Origin of the sequence: Tamaricihabitans halophyticus (assembly GCF_004340875.1) — a bacterium.
GTDB classification, from domain to species: Bacteria; Actinomycetota; Actinomycetes; order Mycobacteriales; family Pseudonocardiaceae; genus Tamaricihabitans; species Tamaricihabitans halophyticus.
Genome location: NZ_SLXQ01000012.1, coordinates 72488 through 88722 on the forward strand (window position 1 = coordinate 72488; position 16235 = coordinate 88722).

Sequence of the window (16235 nt, forward strand, 5' to 3'; positions counted from 1 at the left end):
GGCTAGGCATGCGTGCTCGTCGAGCTGGCCGGACTGCTGGTCTGCGGTGCCGAACCCCGCGCGGCCTCGGCGAGGAAGACACCACGTGTCTCCGGGGCCAGCGGCACCGAGATCGCGATGCCGATGCCCGCGACGGCAGCGAGGATGAGCATCGTCGGGCCGATGCCGAGGCTGTCCAGCGCGGTGGGAAGCATGAAAGTACTGATTGCCGCCCCGGTGCGGCTGAGCCCGGTGGCCAGTCCGGTTCCCGCCGAGCGGATCTCGGTGGGAAAGATTTCCGAGGGGTAGACGGTCTCCAGGTTGGTAGCAGCCGCGATGACGAAGGCGATGATCAGGAAGGTGGGCAGCAGGACAGCAAGTGGCGCGGTTGGCCAGAACCCGAGTACCAGCAGGGCCGCGGTGACGATGGCGAAGGACCAGATCACGAACGAGCGGCGGGCGATCCGATCGATGATCAGTAGGCCGACGACCGCGCCACACACCAGCAGTAGGTTGTAGAGCAGCTCGCCAGCGGAGTCGCCAATGCCGAATGCCTCGGTAATCGTCGGCAAGAAGGTGGCGATGGCGAAGTAGGGGAAGACCTGACAGAACCAGAACCCGCCGGCGAACACGGTGCGGCCGAGGTACCTGCGGGAGAACAGCGCTCGGTAGGACACCCGGGTGGGCGAAGTACTGGTGTCGGCGTCGTCGACCGTGTATTCGGGTCCAAAGTGCTTGTCCAGGATCCGGCGCGCTTCGCGCTGGCGCCCTTTGCTGATCAGCCAGCGCGGCGACTCGGGCGAGCCGATCCGCAGCATCAGGGTGATCAACGCTGGAACGGCGCTACCGGCGAGCATCCACCGCCAGGAATCCGCGCCGAGCCATGCCTGCAACCCGAGACCGACGAGGAACGCGGAGACCAAACCCACCGTCCAGATCATCTGAATACTCGCCAGCAGGCCGCCCCGCTGTCGCCGGGGCACGAACTCGGACAGCAGCACTGGGGCGATCGCGTAGTCCGCACCGACGGCCACGCCAAGTATCAGGCGCAACACCAGCAGCATGGTTGGTTCGGTCACGAACAGTTGGAGAGCCGAGGCCACTACGAACAAGATGAGGTCGGCGACAAGTACCTTCTGCCTGCCGATCCGGTCGGTGATCGGCCCGAAGATCACCGAGCCGGCGAAGATGCCGATCAGTACGGCGGCAGCCAGCAGCCCTTCCCAAACGGCGCTGAGGCGCATTTCGGCGGTGAGCAGCGGAAGCGCGAGCCCGATTGAGCCGATGATGTAGCCGTCGCAGAACATGCCGCCGCCCGTGTACACGGCGACTCTGATGTGGAAAGCGTTCAGCGGTGCGTCATCGATCCGTTTCATGGCAGGCCTTTCACGTCATTGTGATTGGTGGCCGGTAGGTCCTCGTGTTCGATTGGGACGTGGTTTCAGCCAAGAACCGTGCCCGTGCTGTCCGTGTTGACGGCGCGACGCCGGGAGAAAGCGGAAAGGTCGATAGTTGCACCGGTGTGGTCGCCGTGGAACTGAACAGGCGTGGTGTCGTGATCCTTGCCGTTCTCGACTTCGTCGACAATCGCGGTCATGAACTGGCCGATCAGGGGAGCATTCTTGAACTGGTTCCCGCTGGTTCCGATGGCGACGTAGTAGCCGGGCCGTTCGGTCCTGTCGTAGATGGGTGTCCAGTCGTCGGCCACGTCGTAGACGCCGACGACGCCGCGCGGACTGTGCGGCACGGCGAGTTCGGGGAGCCGGCGCGCGGCTCGGGTCACCTGCGCCTCGAACACGTCCACGGTTGGATGGGGGTGTGCTTCCTCCGGCGAGTCAAGCCACTGCAGCGGATCGCATTCGGGCTCGGTGCCGCCGACCAGGATGCCGCCGCCCACCTCGCCGCGCAGGTAGGTACCGAGGTCCATATCGGCGATAGTGATCCCGGCGCCGTCGGTGGGTGAATAGCCGCCGGGCGCGGCGATATGGGCAACCTCTTGCCGCATGGGCCGTACGTTGACGGTGAAGTCCGCGCCGACGCCGGCCAGCACGTTGAGCTTGCCGGACCACGGCCCCGCCGCGTTGATCACGACATCGGTGTTGATCCGGGTGTGGTCGTGCAGCAACACGGAGGCGATGCGCTCGGCGGCGAGTTCGAAACCGACCACCGTGCGGCCGAGGAGGAATTCGGCACCGCGTTCTTCGGCGGCCCGGGCGAGGTTCTGTGCGGCGAGTTGAGGGTCGCTGATGTAGCCGGAGTCCGGGGTGAACAGCGCGCCGAGCGTCGCGTCGGATTCGTCGTAGAACCGATCGTCGCTGATCAGTTTTGGCGGCCAGTAGCGACCGACGTCGATACTCGGGATCCGGCTGGCGAGGGTGTCCGAGTCCCATTCCTCGTAAGGCACGCCAAACTGGTCAAACAGCGAGACGAACTTGCTTCGTGGAGCGACGTCCACATCGAGCATCGCGGACCCGGTGCGGATATAGCGCGCCATCCCTCGTGGATCTTCTCCACCGAGATGGTCACGCCAGTTCTCCCAGCAGAATTTCGATTCCCATGCCGAGGCCACCCCGGCCGCCGTGGAGAAGTTGAACCGGACGATCGCACTGGAGGCACTGGTGGAACCGTGGCCGATCCCGCCGGTTTTGTCCACAACGACCACTTTGCGTCCGCTCTTTGCCAGCTCGAAAGCGATGCCCGAGCCGACAACTCCGGCGCCGATAACGACAACATCGGTGTTCATGCGTGTCCCTTGTGCCGTGAGGTGCGGGTTGGGCTGCCGCGATGCTGGGTCGCGTTGCTGCCTCAACATACGAGCTGGCGTGGCTGAGTCCTATGGCCTGCTGTCGCGAGAACCTGGCCCGCCGATTCGACAGGTGTCGCCTTCCCGGTCTCAGCTCGGCGGGTTGGTCTGGGCCTGGTAGGAAGCGGCGAGACCGCGCAGTTTCAGGCCGAGGTGCAGGGTGAGCCGGTCCTCGCCACGGTCGAGATGACTGCCGGACAGCTGTTCGATGCGCTTGAGCCGCTGGTAGAACGTCGCCCGGTGCACGCGGAGTCGTTCGGCTGCCCTGCGCACATCGCCGGCGTTGTCCAGGAACACCTCCAGGGTCTCGATCAACACGCCGTGCGGGTCGCCGGCGTCGAGTGCGTCCAGCGCGGGGATCCACCCCGCGCGGACTATCTCGTCGGTCGGTATGCGCAGGAGAAGTTCGTAGGCTCCGAGGTTTCCCCAGCAGGCGAACTCGCCGAGGGCCGGGATCAGCAAGGCGGCGCGCGCGGCGAGGAGGGCTTCCCGATGCGACTCGACCACCGTGCTGATCGAGTCGACCGGTCGGCCGACGCCGACGACGATGCGCGTCGTGGCCGAGGTGAGGCCGTGAAACTTCGCGGTGATTCGCGCGGCCGCGGTGCTGAGCTGCCGCGGGCTTGGCGGCTCGGGCGCGGCCACCAGGATCCAAGCGCGGGAGCGGTTGGCCACGAACAGCGCGGTGCCGGGCAGCGCCCGTACGCCCTCCTCGGCCGCGGCTTCGACCGCCACGTGCCGTGGCCCCTCGGATGTCGTCGCGGGCCCGGCCTGCGCGGCGAGAACCTGATAGTGCATCGGTGACTCAGGGAGCAGTTCCTCCGCCTGAAGGTCCTCTGTCGCCCGCTCGCGGCTTACCGGGTCGGACGAGACCAGTTCCCGCAGGATTGCCTCATGACGCGTCTTGGAGCGTTCAAGTAGCAAGAACTCCCGGTAGCGGACAACGCCTACCTGGGCTGCGGTGTCAACGGCCGAGGAGATCTCGTCGTCGGTCAAGGTTCGGTCGCGATCGATGAGCCACAGGTAACCCAGATGTAGGCCGTTGCAGCGGACGGGGACGCACAGCCGGCCGTCCGCGTGCGCGCCCTGATAGTCGTGGCCAGCGACGTGCCTCGGTTCGGTCCAGGTCGGCCCGCCGAGGGCGTTGTACCGGTCGAGGACCTCATCGGGGACGGCCCTGTTGATCACGGAGATGATCCGTAGGTCGTCCTCGTCGCCGAAATGCCGGCTGGCCGCGACTAGGCGCATCGCGGGGTCGTCGATCGCGACCGAGCGGCGCAAACGCTCCGCGAGGGCGTCGACCAGGGGCTGCACGTCGTTGTAGTTCGACACCCGCTACTGTCGCCCATCCGGCGCTCGCCAGGCAACCAGCGACCTACCTGCTCGTAGCGGACCGGCTAGAAACCGCCGAGACGGCGTCGCTGCCCCGCACCACGGGCCGTTAGCTCAATCGGTAGAGCTGCGGGCTCTTAATCGGTAAATTCCGGGTTCGGGCCCCGGGCGGCCCACCCCGACACAAGGCTCGAACCCTTGCCTGACGAATCGTTGGCAGGGGTTCGGGACGGGACTGTCAAAATTTTGGCTCTGTCGCTGACACTCCCTCCCGGGTCTGGCGTGCCTGGCGATCCGACTCGCGTGGCGGCGGCCGGGTGGTGATGGCGACGAGGGTGAAGTCTTCGCGGACGTTCGCGTCGACGGTTATGACAGGCGGATGCAGCCGGAATTGATCGCGCCTCTCGCGGCGGATCGACTCGGACTGGGCCCGGTCGTGGGTAGTTTCTTACGGGAAGAACTATTGCGCGGGCTCGAGCAGGGCCAGGAGGATCCGCCGCAGTTCGGTGCGATCGCGAGGCTCAATCCTCGCCAGCCTGCGGTCGAACTCCGTTGCGAGTGCTGCGAGCGCACGGTCGCGCGCCGCCTCACCCTCGGCAGTCAGTACCAACCGATGCCGCCGCAGGTCCTCGTCGTCGATCTCGCGTCGCATGAACCCTTTCGCGACGAGGTTGCGCACGTAGACGGTCACGCTCGCCTTGGGAATCATCAGCGTTGCCGCCAGCTCGGCTGGGTACGGCGACGCGGTCACCTCGGCGAGCACGAAGAACTCCTTCGTCTCGAGTCCGAGTGCGGCCAGTTCTGTGCTGCAGGCGTCCATCACGACGGTCAGCAGGCGGTGGTTCAGCGTCCACAGCTGGGCGGCGTCAGCCGACACGCGAGCCCCCTCATCCTGGTGGTACAGTTCTGTACTAGTCTAATCTCGTACGAACATATAGTTCGTACTGACCGGTTACCGAACAAACCATACGCGAAGGGGGTGCTACCAGGTGCTTCAGCACGTCACGATCCCGCGCGGGCCGATCGAGCTCGCGGCCGACCTTCACCTGCCCGACAACACCGGCGGGGCCGCACCGCTGCGCGCCGTGGTGCTCTCCACTCCTGGCAGCAGCGTGAAGGAGCAGGTCGGCGCGAATTACGCCTCCCGTCTCGCCGCCCGGGGCATCGCGGCGCTCGTGTTCGACCCCGCCCATCAGGGGCAGAGCGGCGGTGAACCCCGCGACCTCGAGGACCCATACCGCCGCGGTGAGGACATCTCCTACGCGATCGACGCGCTCAGCACGATCCCCGGCATCAACCCGCAGCGCATCGGCGTTCTCGGCGTCTGCGCCGGCGGGGGCTATGCGGTACACACCGCCCGCACGGACCACCGCATCAAAGCGGTCGGCACGGTCGTCCCGGTCAACCTGGGCACGGCGTTCCGCAGCTTCCAGCTGGACGGCCCGGCAGCCGCGCTCGAAGCCATGGCCGACGCGCGCCTCGAGGAGACCCGAGCCGGTGAGCTGACCCGCGTGAACTGGCTGCCCGACACCTTGGAGGATGCCGCAGCGGCCGGGCTGACCGATATCGACACTATCCAGGCGATCACCTTCTACCGCACCGAGCGAGGCAGGAACGAGTACTCGACGAACCGCCGCCTCTCGCGCAGCGACTCGTTGCTCCTGGGCTACGACGCGTATCACCTGGTCGATCAGCTCATGACCCAGCCGCTGCAGGTCGTCCTCGCCGGGCGCATCGGCGACACCGGCTCCGACGAGTCCGGCATGCAGCTCTGGAAACTGGCACCCCACCCGGTCGATCTCATGGTGATCGAGGGTGCCGGCCACTACGAGATGTACGACGAGCCCGAGTATGTCGACGCGGCTGTCGATCGGCTTGCCGGCTTTTATTCGGACAACCTGTAAGTCGGAAATGACGGCCGGGAGTGTCAGGAACCAGCGGACAGCCCCGAACCCGGTAGACACTCCACAAGATCAGCGACAGAGCCAAGATTTTCGGTGGTGCGCCGCGAGCTGCTGTCAGCGACCGGAGACAAACAATGCGTGATGCGTTTCGAGTGCGACTAGCCGTGCGCGGGTACGAGACCGATGCCAACGGCCACGTCGCCGGCGCCGTGTTACTGCAGTACGGCCAGCACGCACGCTGGGAGTGCCTGCGAGCAGCGGGCGCCAAGCAGGGTCGTCTCCTCGACGCTGGCATCGGCCCGATCAGTCTCGAGGAGACAATCCGAAACGTTCAGGGTCGAGCAGGAGATTCGACGCTCCGATGGCATTCTCGCGGCAGAGTTCACCAACATCGGTGGCCTGCTCGACCTCAGCAGCCGGCGGCTGATCGCTGATCCGGCCGAGCGGTGGCGCTCACTGGCGACCCGGCCCGAACTGCTTGGGCAGGATGACTGATCATCCTGCCCAAGTCTCATTGGCCCGTGCGCTCATGCTCGTTCACGTGTCTGGTGCGGCGCCTGGCGAGAGCCGCCGTGTTCGCCAATCGGCACCTGTTACCGGACCCACGCCAGGTGTTTCGGCTCAGCTACATCATCGTGCAGCACCGGGATTCCGCGATCCATCGACGCCCCGGGAATCCGCGCCCCTAACGGCCCGCCGTACCGCTGGCATCGCGCCAGTGATGCCAGCGCGTCTGTCTGTCCGGGATCGGTCACGAGGACACGCTGTTGCGTACGGTCGAGTCGAGGAAGAACTGTAAGTGTTCGCGAGCCCGACGTTTGCCCTCGTCGCGCAGATCATCCGAACCGTGGAGGTAGATGAGCCGGACGAACACCAAGGGCGCCAGGAGTTCCCACGCGATTGACTCTCTCCGGTACCGGACTGGTGCAGGCGGCCGTCCCGTGGCCCGCCGTCATTCACCGGCGCCAGGGCTCGGGTTCCACGTCCGACCATGCTGGGGACCAGGTGGAGTTGGCGGGAATCTCCTCACGAAGCAACAGTCGGCTGAACTGGCGAGCGCGGGGGTGCCGAAATAGGTCAACATCCGGTCGACCAAGCCGGTGAGAAATCGTTCCGGGTCTTTCTTGATGGCATCCGGCTGGGCGAGCAGCTCGACGACCGCATCGTCCACCGCGTTGGGGCGGCGCTGGTCAGTAGTTCGTCGTACAGGGCGCGCTTGGTCGGGAAGTGGGCGTAGAGGCCGCCGTCGGACAGGTCGGCCGCCTTGTCTTTGCGAGGGCGTCCGGAGGGCTTCGTGCACGTACCCCTTGCCCGCTTATCTCGGGAAGGCGTTTTGTTTGCCCGATGCCGTCAGGGTCAGCGCGACGGCGGAGAGCGCGATCATGCTCACTGGTAGCGATGCGGCGCCGAGGTTGTCCACCAGCAGTGCACCGAGCGCGCCGCCTCCGAAGATCGCCAGGTTGAACACGGTCGTGAGCATCGCGTTGGCCACGTCCATGCTGTTCTTCGAGGCGTTGCCCATTGCCGTCTGCAGCTGGGTTGCCGCACCGCCGAAGGCCAGCCCCCAGATCACCAGGGCGAGCATCGTAGTGGCGAGGGTCCCGCCAGCAACGAGAAGGATGGCCCCTGAGCCAATGAATAGTGAGGTCGCGGCGAGCACCAGTCGCCGAAGGGCCCGGTCGATCAGGGTACCGGTGATCCAGATGCCCAGCAGCGCCGCCACACCGAAGATGAAGAGCGCGATGTCGGGACGCATGCCCACATCGGACTGGGCGAGGTAGGGCGCGATGTAGGTGTAGAGCAAGTTGTGCGCGAGCATCCAGGTGAAGACGACCCCGAGGATGACCGCTACGCCAGGGATGGTGACCACTCGGTAGAGGGGGAGGCGCTTGTCTGCGCTGCTGCCCGGAGCGTTGGGCACGGTCACCAGCACCAGGAGGGCCACCACAAGGGTTACCAAGGAGATGGCGACAAAGGTCCAGCGCCACCCGATCGTCGTGCCGACCAAGGTACCCAGGGGCGTGCCCACGGACAGCGCCACGGGGGTGCCGGTCATAGCGATGGCCAGTGCCTTGCCCGCTGCGCGAGGGTCGGAGATCCGACGCGCATAACCGGCGAGCATCCCCCACAGAAGACCTGAGAACGCGCCGCCGATGAATCGGGCAACCAGTGCGACAACCAGTGTGGGCGCGAGTGCGGTCAGAGTATTCGCCACCACGAACCCGAGGAGACCTATGACGAGCAGCGGCTTACGCGATACCCCTTGAGTGATGGTGATGGCAGGAATCGCGGCCAGCACGGTACCCAGGGCGTAGGCCGATACCAGCTGGCCAGCGGTCCCCTCGGAGACTCCGAAGCTGCTGACGAGTTGGGGTAGCAGGCCGGCCGGAAGAGTTTCGGTCATGATCACGATGAACCCGGTCATCGCCATTAGGGCGAGGGCGAAGACCGGGAGACGGGGTGGCGCTTCGGCAGCGGACAACGTCGGGGGTGCCGACATGGAGACTCCTTCAATATTGGATTGATCGATCCAATATTGAAGGAGGGGTCTCGGCCGTGTCAAACTGGATCGAACAGTCCGAAAGGAGTGTCGATGTCCCCTGCCGGTCGACCCAGGAAGTTCGATGAGAAGCGGGTGCTGAACGCAGCCATGGAGACCTTCTGGGAGTACGGGTACGAGGCCACGAGTCTTGCCCAGCTCCGGGAGGCCACGGGTCTGTCCTCAGCGAGCCTCTACGGAGCCTTCAACTCGAAGGCCGAGCTCTTCAGGCGCGCTGTCGAGCACTACATCGAGGGACCCGGTCAAGTGGCGGAGCTCTCCCTTCGGGAGGGGTCTGCCGCCGACGTCCTTGAGGCAATGCTCCTGGACTCCATCGCGATGCAGTCGGAGGCCTCTCATCCCACAGGGTGCTTGGTCGCTCTCTCAGCGGTAGTGGGAGCTGACTCTGAAGACAGCGCCGCGGCCCGCGTAGCAGTCCAGCTGCGGCGGCGGGCTGACCGCGATCGGATCACCGCCTGCGTCCGAGCCGGAATCTCGGACAGGAGTCTCCGGCAGGACCTCGACCCCTTGTCGGCGTCGGCGGCGGTGCACACCTTCCTGCTCGGGATCTCGACCCAGCTCCGCGACGGGGTTGCCGCGGACCAGCTGCGTCAGGCGACGTCAATGCTGCTGGCGCAGATGAGATCCCGTTGAGCTTAGTAGGTGCCTCAAAAAGATCATCGACCGATTCACCCCGGCGAAGTCTGGTCAGCGCCACCAACTCTCTGACCCAGAAATCAGGCGCGTAAAGCACCATGACGATCTGATCAAGCAGCGCACTCGGGCGGTCGGTTCGAGTCGCGGTCTAGCGTCCCATGCCCCGGTGAGCACGGCAGGAAGAACGGAGACATAACGGAGCCCAGGCTACCCGTTAGCAGCCGCAAATATGATCTTGAAGGCGCGAAACCGCAGGTAAGAACACTGCCATCGGATGACTGGTTCAAGATCACCGCAGTCGAACCTGCGGGCTTTTAATCTCCGGGGTTGTCCTATGACACGGCCGGGGAACCCGGTCCTGGGCGTGTCAGATCAGGGTCAGGTCGGTGTCAGGCCTGCCGAGCACGGTGGTCTCATGACTGATTCAGCGATCACGGCTTCCGGGTTACGGAAGGCCTACCAAGACAAGGTCGTACTCGACGGCATCGATCTGGATGTCCGGGCTGGCACGGTCTTCTCCCTGCTGGGCCCGAACGGGGCGGGCAAGACTACGACCGTGAACGTGCTGACCACGCTGTTGCGGGCCGACGACGGGGACGTGCGCGTTGCCGGGCACGATGTCGTGACCGAGGAGAAGGCGGTGCGCAAGGCCATCGGGGTCACCGGTCAGTTCGCGGCGGTGGACGACCTGTTGACGGGGCAGGAGAACCTCCAGCTGATGGTGGATCTGAGCCCGGTGCCCGTCGCGGACGGCGAGCGGCGCGTCGCTCAACTGCTGGAACGGTTCGAGCTGGCGGAGTCGGCGTGGCAGCCGGTGTCGACGTACTCCGGGGGGATGCGGCGGAAGCTCGACCTGGCGATGACACTGGTCGGCGATCCGCGGATTATCTTCCTGGACGAGCCGACCACGGGGCTGGATCCGCGCAGTCGTCGCACGATGTGGTCGATCATCCGGGAGCTGGTGGGCGACGGCGTGACCATCTTCCTCACCACCCAGTACCTCGAGGAAGCCGACAAACTCGCCGACCGGATCGCGGTGCTCGATCAGGGTCACCTGGTCGCCGGGGGAACCCCCGACGAGCTCAAGCGCCAGCTGCCCGGGACCCATGTCCGGCTCCGGTTCACCACCGACGCCGAACTCAATGCGGCCGCGCGGATCCTCGCCGACGCCACTCGCAACGACGAGGCACTGACCCTGCGGGTTCCCAGCGATGGCGGGACGGCGTCGTTGCGGGCGCTGCTGGATCGGCTCGACGAGTACTCGATCAGCGCCGAAGAGTTCTCCGTCCAGACACCCGATCTCGATGACGTTTTCCTCGCCCTGACGGGCCACACCACAGAGGCGGTCTCGAAATGACATCCCATTCGATGGTCATGGTGCGTCGCAACTTCAAGCACGTCGCGCGGAATCCCATGACGGTGTTCAACGCCGTACTGATGCCGATCGTGGTGCTGTTCATGTTCGTGTACATGATGGGCGACGCGTTCAGCGTCGGGGTCGACTACGTCGATTACGCGACGCCGGGACTGTTGCTGTTGGCCGTCTGCTACGGGTTGGGGTCGACCGCGATCGCGGTGAACGCCGACATGACGAAGGGCATCATCAACCGGCTGAAGGTCATGGACATCTCGCGCGGCGCGGTGCTGACGGGGCACGTCGTCTCCAGCGTGCTGACCAACCTGATCGCCGTCGCTGCGCTACTCGGGGTGGCTTTCCTGATGGGATTCGGCCCGACGGCGGGTCTGCTTGACTGGCTCGCGGCGGTCGGCGTCGTCGTGCTGCTTGGGTTCGCGGTCGGCTGGCTCACGATCGCCATGGGATTGGCCGCCAAGTCTCCGGAAACGGCGAGTATGGCGTCCCTGCCGCTGGTGATGCTGCCGTTCTTCAGCAGCGCGATCGTGCCCGCGGAGAAGATGGGGCCCGGCTTGCGCGAGTTCGCGGAGTACCAGCCCTTCACGCCGATCATCGAGACGTTGCGTGGGCTGCTGCGCGGTGGACCGGAAACCGGTCAGGTGATCGCGGCCGTCGCCTGGTGCGTCGGGATCGCTCTCGTCGGGTATCTGTGGGCGTCGGCCACCCTCAAGAAGCGAGCGTGACCGCGGCCAGCTCGCTCCAGCTCCTCTCCGCTCCCTCCCGAACCGCCTCGGCGAACCCGGCGTCGCCGAGGCGGCTTCGCGCTGTTCGCTCGATCCGTGCCATGTCCGGGTGGGAACGATCCGGCATGCCGAGGACGCCTTCGCTCGCCGCCAGCAGCCGTGTGGCCTGCTCGTACTGTTCGCGCCGCAGCGCGAGGTCCGCGATCCCGACGAGTATCCGCGCGATCAGTGGTGCGTGCGCGGAGTCTGCCACCGCGCGGAAGGCAGCGACGCGGTGTTCGCGGACCTGGTCGAGATCCTCGGTGAGGTAGCCGAGCTGGTCGTGCATCGCCGCGTGGATGACCGACTCCGCATCCGCCATCGCCGTTTTCGCACGGTCGAGTTGTTGGTAAGCCAGGTCGCGATCACCTTGCCAGCGCGCGAGTTCCGCCCTCGACAGGGCCAGGTCGGCGAGCGCGTCCGGCCACACAATGCGGTCCGCGCACCGCTCGGCCTCGGCGATGGCGGCAGCACTCGACTCGTCGTCGCAGGCTAGCCAGTGCAGCTGGGCCTGGCGCACTCGGATATGGAGTACGTCCTCGGTCGCACCGACTTCGGTGACGGTTTCGGCCGCCTGTTGGAGGTGCCCGCACGCGCGATCGAATTCGCCCCGCGTGGCGAGCCGGTCAGCCAGCGCGGCCAGTGCGAACGAGATTCCCCAGCGCTCTCCGAGAGCACGAAACTCGGCGAGCGCGGTCTCGATGTCCGTGTCCGCTGCACTGTCGTCGCGACCGAGCATGATCCGCATCCGGCCGCGCGTCAGCCTGGCCTGCGCGCGGGTCCATGGGTCGTCGTCGACCAGCAACGGTTCGAACGCGGGCAGGAAGTCGGTTGGCTCTCGCAACATTCGTTCCAGCACCGCGACGAACCCCAACACCGGGTGCTTACGCTGCACGCGCTGACTGAGTTCGTAAGCCTGGTGGATCCATTCCTGCGCCTGGTACTGGCTGGCCTGTCCAGCGGTCACGAAATAGGCGACGTGCGCGTACGCCGCCGCCCGCACCTCGTCGGTGACCTCGCCGGAGGTGCTGGCGGCCGCGATGGTGAGCTCGGTGCCTTCGCCCCGGTGCCCACCGAGCAACCAGTACCAACCGGCGGCAGCCACGAGCCGCATCGCCGCTTGCGCCTCGCCTGCCGCGACCGCCCCGCGCACCGCGGCAGTGATGTTGTCGTGCTCGCGCTTGAGCACGAGAAACCAATCGACCTGCTCCGCGCGGCGCAGCTGCGGCTCCGCGGTCTCGGCGAGATCCGTGAAATAGGCAAGATGCGCACGGCGTGCCAGCTCCGATTCGCCCGCCTCCGCGAGCCGCTGCTGGGCGTACTCCTTGATCGTGCCGAGCATCCGGTAGCGCGGCCCGCCCTCACTTTCGGCGACCACCAACGACTTCTCGGTCAGGGCCGTCAGCAGCTCGAGCACCTCCGAGGAGTCGACCGCAGTGGTCGTCGTGTCCGTGCAGACCTGCTGTGCCGCTTCCAGGCTCGCCCCTCCGGTGAACACCGACAGCCGGCACAATACGAGCCGTTCGGTGTCGGTGAGCAGTTCCCAGCTCCAGTCGACCACCGCGCGCAGGGTCCGGTGCCGAGGCAGTGCGGTACGGCTGCCGCCGGTCAGCAGGCGGAATCGGTCGTCGAGCCGATCGGCGAGCTGATCGAGGGACATGGTGCGCAGTCTGGCCGCGGCCAACTCGATGGCCAACGGAATCCCGTCGAGCCACTGACAGACGCGTGCCATGGTGGACAGCGTGCCGGTGTCGGTCACGACGTCCTTGCGTACCGCACGGGCTCGGTCTAGCAGTAGTCGGACGGCTGGGGACGACTCGATCGTGCGGGAATCGGCGTCCGCAGTGGGCGAGACCAACGGTGCCACCTGCCACAGCGCCTCCCCGGTAATGCCGAGTGGCTCCCTGCTCGTCGCGAGGATCCGCAGCCGCCCGCATTCTCCGAGCGCTCGATAAGCGAAGGCTGCGGCGGAGGAGATCACGTGTTCGCAGTTGTCCAGAATCAGCACCATCGCGCGCTCGCGCACCGCGGCGATGACCCGATCCGTAGGGTCGGCTTCCGATGCCTCGCCGAGCAATGCGTCGCGCAGCCGGACCGCGGCGAGCGTCGCTTGCGCCACGTCATCGTCGGGGCCGATGGTCGCGAGCTCGACCAGCCAGACGCCATCCGGCAGATCGCCGACCATCGTGCGCGCGGTTTCCGTGGCAAGCCGGGTCTTCCCCGCGCCGCCGGGTCCGATCAGCGTGGTGAGCCGATGGTTATCCAGGAGCTCGCGCACTGCCACGACATCGTCGTCCTTGCCGACGTAGCTGGTGAGCTCCGCACGCAGATTGGTCTTCCGGGTCTCCGCCCGCTGTGCCAGCTCACCTCGCAGCAGTGCGAGGTGCAGGGCGGACAACTCGGGTGACGGGTCCACACCCAGCTGATCAGCCAGGGTTTCCCGGGTGCGCTCGTACACGAGCAGTGCTTCGCTGTCGCGACCGGTCGCGACGAGAGCACGCATCAACGCGGCGACGAGCCGTTCGCGCACCGGATGCGCCGCCACCACGTCGGTCAGCTCCGCAACCACCTTCGCACCGTGGCCGAGGCTGATCTCCGCATCGAACCGGTCCTCCATCGCCGCCAGGCGCAACGTTTCGAGCCGGGTCACCGCTGCGCCGAGCGCCGCGCTGTCGGGCAGGTCGACGCCCTGCAACGCCGCACCGCGTCACAAGGCGAGTGCGTCCCGCAGTCGCTTTACCCGCTGCGGCGCCTCGTCGTCACGTGCCCGGCCGACAAGGTGCTCGAACCGAACGGCGTCGATGGCGTCGGGGCTGATCTTCAATCGATAGCCGTTCGACTGTCCCTCGACCGAACCTTCCGGTAGCGCCTTCCGCAGCCGCGAGACCAAGCGTTGCAAGGCATTCGCCGCCTCGGCAGGCGGGCGCTCGCCCCAGATCCAATCGACGAGTGCCGCCTTCGAGACGACGCGACCTGGTTCGAGCGCGAGTGCGATCAACAGGCCGCGCAACCGGGCACCCGGTACGTCGGCCGCGGCGCCGTCGTCCGTACGGACTTCGAACGGGCCTAGCACCTTGATCTGCACCTGGCCGATCCTGCCATGGGCGAGCCCCTTGGCCGCTACCAGCAGGTCTTCGGTGTCCGGGCAGTGTCAGCCGGATGTCAGCGCCCCCGGCGAGCGTTGGCCGCAACCGACCGTCACGAAAGGACACCAGATGAGCCGCATGGACGACGTCCCACAGGGTCTCCCGATGGAGCGGGATGCGGGTCCATTCGACCCGCCCCGGCGGATCACCGCGCTGCGCGAGGCTCGCCCGGTCAGCCCCATGATCTTCCCCGACGGTCACGAGGGCTGGCTCGTCACCGGCTACGACGCGGTCCGTCAGCTCATGGCCGACACCCGGTTCAGCTCCCGCCAGGACATCGGCATCCTCCACATACCCTACGAAACCCCAGGCATGCCGACGCCAACCGAGCCATCCCCGCAGACCCCGGGCCTGTTCATCGCCATGGACCCGCCGGATCACACCCGGCTGCGGCGCAAACTCACCGGAGCCTTCACCGTCAACCGCATGAAGCAGCTCGAGGCGCAGATCTTCGACGTCGCCGAGCGGCAACTGGACGAACTGGCGCGGCTGACCCCACCGGTCGACCTGGTGCAGGAGTTCGCATTGCCGGTGCCCTCGCTGGTGATCTGTGAACTGCTCGGCGTGCCCTACGAGGACCGCGAGACGTTCCAGACCAATACCGCCAAGTTCATGGTCAAGGACCAGTCGCTCGAGGAGAAGATGGCCGCGTACGGCGCCATGAACACCTACCTGGCCGAACTGGTCATGCACAAGCGCGCCGAACCGAGTGAAGACGTGCTGTCCGACCTGGCCCGCCACGAGGACCTCACCGTCGAGGAGCTGACCGGTGCTGCCTTCCTGCTGTTGCTCGCGGGCCACGAAACCACTGCCAACATGCTGGGGCTGGGCGCCTTCGCGCTGTTGGAGAATCCCGAGCAGGCGACCGAGTTGCGCGCCGACCCGAATCTGATGCCCGCCGCGGTCGAGGAACTCATGCGCTACCTGTCGGTCGCGGACATCTTCTACCGTTACGCGACCGAGGATCTCGAACTCGGCGGTGAGATGATCGGCGAGGGATCGACCGTCGTCGTTTCGTTGCTGGCCGCCAACCGGGATCCCCGGCGCTTCGACAACCCCGACGTGCTTGACATCCACCGCAACGCGCGTGGGCACCTGTCCTTCGGTCATGGCATTCATCAGTGTCTCGGTCAGCAACTGGCCCCCATGGAGATGCGCGCCGGGTTCGCGGGACTGCTGCGTCGCTTCCCGACCCTCGAGCTCGCCATCCCGCCCGGCGAGGTGAAGCTCCGGACCGACATGAACATCTACGGTGTCCACGCACTACCGGTGACCTGGATGGTCTAGCCGGTCGTCGGCGTCGATGAGGTCGTTGTTCTCCCGGAAGTCCGGCAGGCCGCCCGGATACGTGCCGCCTTTCGGGGGGTAGAGCACGTGCGGTCCGCCGGGTCGGTGGTGAAGCCGAACACCGCGATCGGTCGCGCGGGTGTGCGGTGACCAGCGCGATCCGCGCAACTCGCCACCCGGCACCTGCACGTTTTCTGTCTCGGGACGGGCGCGGCCGGAGGAGCTGACGGCAACGGCCCGCGCCGAGGTACTCGGCTACGGACAGGCACGACATGTGCACACCCGAGTCCGGCCACAGCGACATAGCCGGTCGCCGAGCCGGTATGACGGACCGGCCAGAAAACCGCGAAGCCCGCGACGCTACACTGCACCATGGGCCGTTAGCTCAATCGGTAGAGCTGCGGACTTTTAATCCGTAGGTTCCGGGTTCGAGCCCCGGGCGGCCCACCAAA

Annotated in this window: 11 protein-coding genes, 2 tRNA genes and 1 pseudogene; 8 read left to right on the top strand and 6 right to left on the bottom strand. The window is 66.4% G+C overall.

Annotation, left to right across the window (positions count from 1 at the left end):
• Window positions 1–2 precede the first annotated feature (2 nt).
• The 3 genes from EV191_RS22645 to EV191_RS22655 all read right to left on the bottom strand — a co-directional run bounded on the left by EV191_RS22645 (window position 3) and on the right by EV191_RS22655 (window position 4114).
• A complete protein-coding gene (locus EV191_RS22645) occupies window positions 3–1355 on the bottom strand; it encodes an MFS transporter (RefSeq protein ID WP_132879221.1) in 1353 nt (450 codons plus the stop codon).
• Window positions 1356–1420: 65 nt separating this feature from the next.
• Window positions 1421–2722: an NAD(P)/FAD-dependent oxidoreductase gene (locus tag EV191_RS22650; RefSeq protein WP_132879223.1), complete on the bottom strand. Its 1302-nt coding sequence runs from the start codon at window positions 2720–2722 to the stop codon at window positions 1421–1423.
• Window positions 2723–2872: 150 nt separating this feature from the next.
• The gene (locus EV191_RS22655; protein WP_243659155.1) at window positions 2873–4114 is read right to left on the bottom strand and encodes a PucR family transcriptional regulator; all 1242 of its coding nucleotides are present in this window, start codon (window positions 4112–4114) and stop codon (window positions 2873–2875) included.
• Window positions 4115–4217: 103 nt separating this feature from the next.
• Between EV191_RS22655 and EV191_RS22660 the strand changes: the two genes are divergently transcribed.
• Window positions 4218–4290, top strand: a tRNA-Lys gene (locus tag EV191_RS22660).
• Window positions 4291–4574: 284 nt separating this feature from the next.
• On the opposite strand, the gene EV191_RS22665 is transcribed toward EV191_RS22660, so the two are convergent.
• On the bottom strand, window positions 4575–4991 hold the full coding sequence (locus tag EV191_RS22665; RefSeq protein WP_132879224.1) for a MarR family winged helix-turn-helix transcriptional regulator: 417 nt from the start codon (window positions 4989–4991) through the stop codon (window positions 4575–4577).
• Between the two features lie 112 nt (window positions 4992–5103).
• Here EV191_RS22665 and EV191_RS22670 point away from each other — a divergent pair, with 112 nt between their 5' ends.
• On the top strand, window positions 5104–6018 hold the full coding sequence (locus tag EV191_RS22670) for an alpha/beta hydrolase (RefSeq protein WP_132879226.1): 915 nt from the start codon (window positions 5104–5106) through the stop codon (window positions 6016–6018).
• Between the two features lie 134 nt (window positions 6019–6152).
• On the top strand, window positions 6153–6452 hold the full coding sequence (locus EV191_RS22675; protein ID WP_424565494.1) for an acyl-CoA thioesterase: 300 nt from the start codon (window positions 6153–6155) through the stop codon (window positions 6450–6452).
• Window positions 6453–7333: 881 nt separating this feature from the next.
• On the opposite strand, the gene EV191_RS22685 is transcribed toward EV191_RS22675, so the two are convergent.
• On the bottom strand, window positions 7334–8518 hold the full coding sequence (locus EV191_RS22685; protein ID WP_207894622.1) for an MFS transporter: 1185 nt from the start codon (window positions 8516–8518) through the stop codon (window positions 7334–7336).
• 93 nt (window positions 8519–8611) lie between these two features.
• On the opposite strand from EV191_RS22685, the gene EV191_RS22690 reads away from it, so the two are divergent.
• The 3 genes from EV191_RS22690 to EV191_RS22700 all read left to right on the top strand — a co-directional run bounded on the left by EV191_RS22690 (window position 8612) and on the right by EV191_RS22700 (window position 11311).
• A complete protein-coding gene (locus EV191_RS22690; RefSeq protein WP_132879228.1) occupies window positions 8612–9211 on the top strand; it encodes a TetR/AcrR family transcriptional regulator in 600 nt (199 codons plus the stop codon).
• A 418-nt stretch (window positions 9212–9629) separates the two neighbouring features.
• Window positions 9630–10571, top strand: coding sequence for an ATP-binding cassette domain-containing protein (locus EV191_RS22695; RefSeq protein ID WP_132879229.1), 942 nt, complete (start codon window positions 9630–9632; stop codon window positions 10569–10571).
• The gene (locus tag EV191_RS22700) at window positions 10568–11311 is read left to right on the top strand and encodes an ABC transporter permease (RefSeq protein ID WP_132879231.1); all 744 of its coding nucleotides are present in this window, start codon (window positions 10568–10570) and stop codon (window positions 11309–11311) included. Before EV191_RS22695 ends, EV191_RS22700 begins: the two co-directional genes overlap by 4 nt.
• Here the strand turns inward: EV191_RS22700 and EV191_RS22705 are convergent.
• A pseudogene (locus EV191_RS22705) lies at window positions 11295–14435 on the bottom strand (AfsR/SARP family transcriptional regulator). The gene EV191_RS22700 and the pseudogene EV191_RS22705 sit on opposite strands and share 17 nt — an antisense overlap.
• 130 nt (window positions 14436–14565) lie before the next feature.
• Between EV191_RS22705 and EV191_RS22710 the strand changes: the two are divergent.
• Complete coding sequence (locus EV191_RS22710) at window positions 14566–15783, top strand: cytochrome P450 (RefSeq protein ID WP_132879232.1); 1218 nt, start codon at window positions 14566–14568, stop codon at window positions 15781–15783.
• A 374-nt stretch (window positions 15784–16157) separates the two neighbouring features.
• Window positions 16158–16233 (top strand) — tRNA-Lys (locus EV191_RS22715).
• Window positions 16234–16235: the final 2 nt, after the last annotated feature.

Bases quoted from the DNA above. Each gene is read 5' to 3' on its own strand.
- EV191_RS22645 (WP_132879221.1), bottom strand. From the start codon at position 1,355: ATGAAACGGATCGATGACGCACCGCTGAACGCTTTCCACATCAGAGTC.
- EV191_RS22650 (WP_132879223.1), bottom strand. From the start codon at position 2,722: ATGAACACCGATGTTGTCGTTATCGGCGCCGGAGTTGTCGGCTCGGGC.
- EV191_RS22675 (WP_424565494.1), top strand. From the start codon at position 6,153: ATGCGTGATGCGTTTCGAGTGCGACTAGCCGTGCGCGGGTACGAGACC.
- EV191_RS22685 (WP_207894622.1), bottom strand. From the start codon at position 8,518: ATGTCGGCACCCCCGACGTTGTCCGCTGCCGAAGCGCCACCCCGTCTC.
- EV191_RS22690 (WP_132879228.1), top strand. From the start codon at position 8,612: ATGTCCCCTGCCGGTCGACCCAGGAAGTTCGATGAGAAGCGGGTGCTG.
- EV191_RS22695 (WP_132879229.1), top strand. From the start codon at position 9,630: ATGACTGATTCAGCGATCACGGCTTCCGGGTTACGGAAGGCCTACCAA.
- EV191_RS22700 (WP_132879231.1), top strand. From the start codon at position 10,568: ATGACATCCCATTCGATGGTCATGGTGCGTCGCAACTTCAAGCACGTC.
- EV191_RS22710 (WP_132879232.1), top strand. From the start codon at position 14,566: ATGAGCCGCATGGACGACGTCCCACAGGGTCTCCCGATGGAGCGGGAT.